We start from the raw sequence: 5,045 nt of genomic DNA, 5'->3' as shown, positions 1-5,045 counted from the left end.
GCCGTACGGGGTGCCGCCGTTGTGCCAGGCGGGGCCTTGTGGGGTGCGTGGGGCGCTTCGTGACGCAGAGTCGTGGGGCGAGACGTAGTCGCCGGGGCCGAGGTGGGCGTCGAGGAAGTCGTGGTCGAGGTCGGGGATGTCGTAGGGGGGTGTGCCGTCGGGGTGGTCGTATGCGGAGGTGTCGGGCTGATCCGTGTCCGGTGCTGTGGATCCGGAGGATGAGTCGAAGCCACTGGAGCTGCCGAAACCGTCCGGGGTGGGGTACGAGGCGGGTGCGTCGAAGGGGCCGGGGTGGTCGTCGGTGGTGTCGGTGGCGCCGGTGTCACGGGTGGTCGGGCCGGGCAGGCCGTCGCCGCGGTCGCGGGCGTTGGCCACCGCGCGCAGGCGGTCCACCGCGCCGTCCATGGCGAACTGTGCGGCGCCGAGTCCCTCGACCACATAGCCACGTCGTGCCTGGCCGCTCTCCTCGAAGGCGGACAGGATGCGGTACGTCGCCGAGAAGCCGCCCTCGACCCCCTCCGCGGCGACCGCGCCCCGGGTCACCACGCCGTGTCGGTCGAGGAGGGTGCGGGCCAGGGCGTGGGCCCGCACGGTGGCGTCCGGCTCGTGGGCCGGGAGCAGGGACCAGCGGCCGGCGACGGTCGGCGGGCCGGTCCGGGAGGCGGGGCGGGCGGCGGCCGTGAGGGAGCCGTAGCGCCCGCGCGGGACCGTGCGCTTGGCGCGGTGGGCGGTGGAGCCCGCGGTGCGGCCGGAGCCCAGCAGGGAGCGCATGGGGGCGAGCGTGTCGTTCGTCAGGCGGCCGGACCAGGCCAGTTCCCAGAGGGCGTCGGCGAGTTGCGGGTCGGTGACGTCGGGGTGGGTGGTGGAGCGGATCTGGTCGGCGATCTGACGGAAGAAGAGGCCGTAGCCGCCGGACAGGGTGTCCAGGACGGACTGGTGCAGTGCCGTCGGCTCCAGGGGGTGGGGCTGAGGCAGCAGCAGAGGGGCCGTGTCCGCCATGTAGAGGGAGACCCAGCCGTCCTTGCCGGGGAGTGATCCGGCACCGGCCCAGACGACCTCGCCGGCGGAGGTGAGTTCGTCGAGCATCGCGGGGGTGTAGTTCGCGACGCGGGACGGCAGGACGAGCTTCTCCAGGGCGGATGCCGGTACGGACGCGCCCTGCAACTGCTCGATGGCGCGGACCAGTCCGTCGATGCCGCGCAGTCCGTGACCCTTGCCGATGTGCTGCCACTGCGGCAGGAACTGGGCGAGCGCGGCCGGCGGCACCGGCTCCAGTTCATGACGCAGGGCGGCGAGGGAGCGGCGGCGGAGGCGGCGCAGGACCGCGGCGTCACACCACTCCTGGCCGATGCCGGCCGGGTGGAACTCGCCCTGTACGACGCGACCGCTCGCCGCCAGCCGCTGGAGCGCGCCGTCCGTGATCGCCACGCCCAGGCCGAAGCGGCTCGCAGCGGTGGTCGACGTGAACGGGCCGTGGGTGCGGGCGAAGCGGGCGAGGAGGTCGCCGAGCGGATCCTTGACCGGCTCGGTGAAGGCCTCGGGGACGCCGACGGGCAGGGCTGTGCCGAGGGCGTCGCGGAGACGTCCTGCGTCCTCGATCGCCGCCCAGTGGTCGGTGCCGGCGACGCGGACCCTGATGGCCCGGCGGGCGGCGGCCAGTTCCTGGACCCAGTGCGGCTCGGCGCCCCGTTCGGCCAGTTCGGCGTCGGTGAGCGGGCCGAGGAGGCGCAGGACGTCGGCGACGCCTTCGGGGTCCTTGACGCGACGGTCCTCGGTCAGCCATTGCAGCTCTCGCTCCAGCTCGGTGAGTACCTCGGCGTCGAGCAGCTCGCGCAGCTCCGCCTGGCCCAGCAGTTCGGCCAGCAGCCGCGAGTCCAGCGACAGGGCCGCGGCGCGGCGCTCGGCGAGCGGGGAGTCTCCCTCGTACAGGAACTGGGCGACGTAACCGAAGAGGAGGGAGCGGGCGAAGGGGGACGGCTCGGGGGTGGTGACCTCGACGAGGCGTACCTTGCGGGACTCCAGGTCGCCCATCAGCTCGACGAGCCCGGGAACGTCGAAGACGTCCTGAAGGCACTCGCGGACCGCTTCCAGGACGATCGGGAAGGAGCCGAACTCGCTCGCCACCTGCAGCAGTTGGGCCGCGCGCTGGCGCTGCTGCCACAATGGGGTGCGTTTGCCGGGGTTGCGGCGCGGTAGCAGTAGGGCGCGGGCGGCGCACTCGCGGAACCGGGACGCGAACAGGGCGGAGCCGCCGACCTGGTCGGTGACGACCTGGTCGACGTCGCCCTTGTCGAAGACGACGTCCGCCGCGCCGACGGGCGCCTGGTCGGCGTCGTACTCCGTGCCGGCCTTCGTCGGTTCCTGGTCCAGGAGGTCCAGGCCCATGAGGTCGGCGTCGGGCAGGCGCAGCACGATGCCGTCGTCGGCGTGCATGACCTGCGCGTCCATGCCGTACCGCTCGGAGAGCTTCGCGCCGAGGGCGAGCGCCCAGGGGGCGTGGACCTGGGCGCCGAAGGGGGAGTGCACGACGACGCGCCAGTCGCCGAGTTCGTCGCGGAAGCGCTCGACGACGATTGTGCGGTCGTCGGGTACGTGCCCGCAGGCTTCGCGCTGTTCGTCCAGGTACGCCAGCACGTTGTCGGCCGCCCAGGCGTCCAGGCCGGCCGTGAGGAGGCGCAGGCGGGCGTCGTCCTTGGGCAGCGAGCCGACCTCGCGCAGGAACGCGCCGACCGCGCGGCCCAGTTCGAGCGGGCGGCCCAGCTGGTCGCCCTTCCAGAAGGGGAGGCGGCCCGGGACGCCCGGGGCGGGGGAGACCAGGACGCGGTCGCGCGTGATGTCCTCGATGCGCCAGGAACTGGTGCCGAGTGTGAAGACGTCCCCGACGCGGGACTCGTAGACCATCTCCTCGTCGAGTTCGCCGACCCGGCCGCCGCCCTTCTTGGGGTCGGATCCGGCGAGGAAGACACCGAAGAGGCCGCGGTCGGGGATGGTGCCGCCGGAGGTGACGGCGAGGCGCTGGGCGCCGGGGCGGCCGGTGATCGTGCCCGCGACCCGGTCCCAGACCACGCGCGGGCGCAGCTCGGCGAAGGCGTCGGACGGGTAGCGGCCGGCGAGCATGTCGAGGACCGCGGTGAACGCGGACTCGGGCAGGGACGCGAAGGGTGCCGCTCGGCGGACGGTGGCGAGGAGGTCGTCGAACTGCCAGGTGTCCATCGACGTCATGGCGACGACCTGCTGGGCCAGGACGTCCAGGGGGTTGGCCGGGACCTTGAGGGACTCGATGGACCCGGTGCGCATCCGCTCGGTGACGACGGCTGCCTGGACGAGGTCGCCGCGGTACTTCGGGAAGACGACGCCGGTGGAGACGGCGCCGACCTGGTGGCCCGCGCGGCCGACGCGCTGGAGTCCGGAGGCGACGGAGGGGGGTGACTCGACCTGGACGACCAGGTCGACGGCGCCCATGTCGATGCCCAGTTCGAGGCTGGACGTGGCGACCACTGCTGGGAGACGGCCCGCCTTGAGGTCCTCCTCGACCAGGGCGCGCTGCTCCTTCGAGACCGAGCCGTGGTGGGCGCGGGCGATGACCGGGGGTGCGCCCTGGGCCGCGCCCGAGCCGCCCATGAGCTCGGCCGGGGCGTGGTGCTCGTCCAGGGGTTCGCCGGTGGCGCGCTCGTAGGCGATCTCGTTGAGGCGGTTGCAGAGGCGCTCCGCGAGGCGGCGGGAGTTGGCGAAGACGATGGTGGAGCGGTGCGACTGGACGAGGTCGGCGATGCGTTCCTCGACGTGGGGCCAGATCGAGGGGCGTTCCCCGCCTGCGCCCTCGCCGCCGTCGGCGACCGGGGAGCCGCCCAGCTCGCCCAGGTCTTCGACGGGGACCACGACCGAGAGGTCGAACTCCTTGCCCGACTTCGGCTGGACGATCTCCACCTTGCGGCGGGGGGAGAGGTAACGGGCGATCTCGTCGACCGGGCGGACGGTCGCGGAGAGGCCGATGCGGCGGGCGGGCTTCGGGAGGAGTTCGTCCAGGCGCTCCAGGGTGAGCGCGAGGTGGGCGCCGCGCTTGGTGCCCGCGACCGCGTGGACCTCGTCCAGGATCACCGTCTCGATGCCGGTCAGGGCCTCGCGCGTGGCCGACGTCAGCATCAGGAAGAGGGACTCGGGGGTGGTGATCAGGATGTCCGGGGGGCGGGTCGAGAGGGCCCGGCGCTCCGCGGCGGGGGTGTCGCCCGAACGGATGCCGACCTTCACCTCCGGTTCGGGCAGGCCCAGGCGGATGGATTCCTGGCGGATGCCGGTCAGAGGGCTGCGGAGGTTGCGCTCCACGTCGACGGCCAGGGCCTTGAGGGGGGAGACGTACAGGACGCGGCAGCGCTTCTTCGGGTCGGCCGGTGGAGGTGTGGCCGCCAGCTGGTCGAGGGCGGCGAGGAAGGCGGCCAGGGTTTTGCCCGAGCCGGTCGGGGCTACGACCAGCACGTCCGAGCCCTCGTGGATGGCCTGCCACGCGCCCGCCTGGGCTGGGGTGGGCGCGGAGAACGCGCCCGTGAACCAGCCGCGGGTCGCGGGGGAGAAGCCGTCCAGGGCTCGATGCGGATTGCTGACCATGCGTCCATCCTGCACCCGGGCACTGACAATGGGGCTGAGCTGGGCTGATGCCTCCGGCGGTGGGGCGGGAATGCCTGTGGCGGCCGTTGCAGTCCGGTGGGGGTTCGCTTGGCGCCTTGGGCGTGGATGGGGCTCGGGGGCCGTGCCGTGGGTGACTGCGGCGCCGCGACGGGCGCGCCGATCGGCATCCGTCGTCCTCGTCGAGAATGGACGTATGGCAGGTTCAGGGGAGCGGGCGCGGCACTGGCGGTACGCCGAGTTGCCCGGTGTCGATCTGCTGCGGGCGCGGTATGTGCGGAAGACGTTTGTGCGCCATACCCATGAGCACTTCGTGATCGCCGCCATCGCGGATGGTGTGGAGGTCTTCCACCATCAGGGGGCCGATGAGTATGCGGGGGCGGGTGCCCTGGCGTTGGTGAATCCGGATACGGCGCATACCGGGC

The 5,045-nt window shown here is 73.0% G+C and carries 2 protein-coding genes; one reads left to right on the top strand and one right to left on the bottom strand.

All coding sequences use genetic code 11. The features are described from left to right. Positions 1–4,602: ATP-dependent helicase (locus L0P92_RS42025; protein ID WP_234768406.1), on the bottom strand; the 4,602-nt coding region annotated here is incomplete at its 3' end. A 214-nt stretch (positions 4,603–4,816) separates the two neighbouring features. Between L0P92_RS42025 and L0P92_RS42020 the strand changes: the two genes are divergently transcribed. Beyond that, positions 4,817–5,045, top strand: a 229-nt coding sequence (locus L0P92_RS42020) for an AraC family ligand binding domain-containing protein (RefSeq protein WP_234768405.1), incomplete at its 3' end; no start/stop codon positions are given.

The sequence above is a fragment of the Streptomyces muensis genome, from assembly GCF_021474425.1.
GTDB classification, from domain to species: domain Bacteria; phylum Actinomycetota; class Actinomycetes; order Streptomycetales; family Streptomycetaceae; genus Streptomyces; species Streptomyces muensis.
This window is presented reverse-complemented; position numbering and strand designations above follow the sequence as displayed.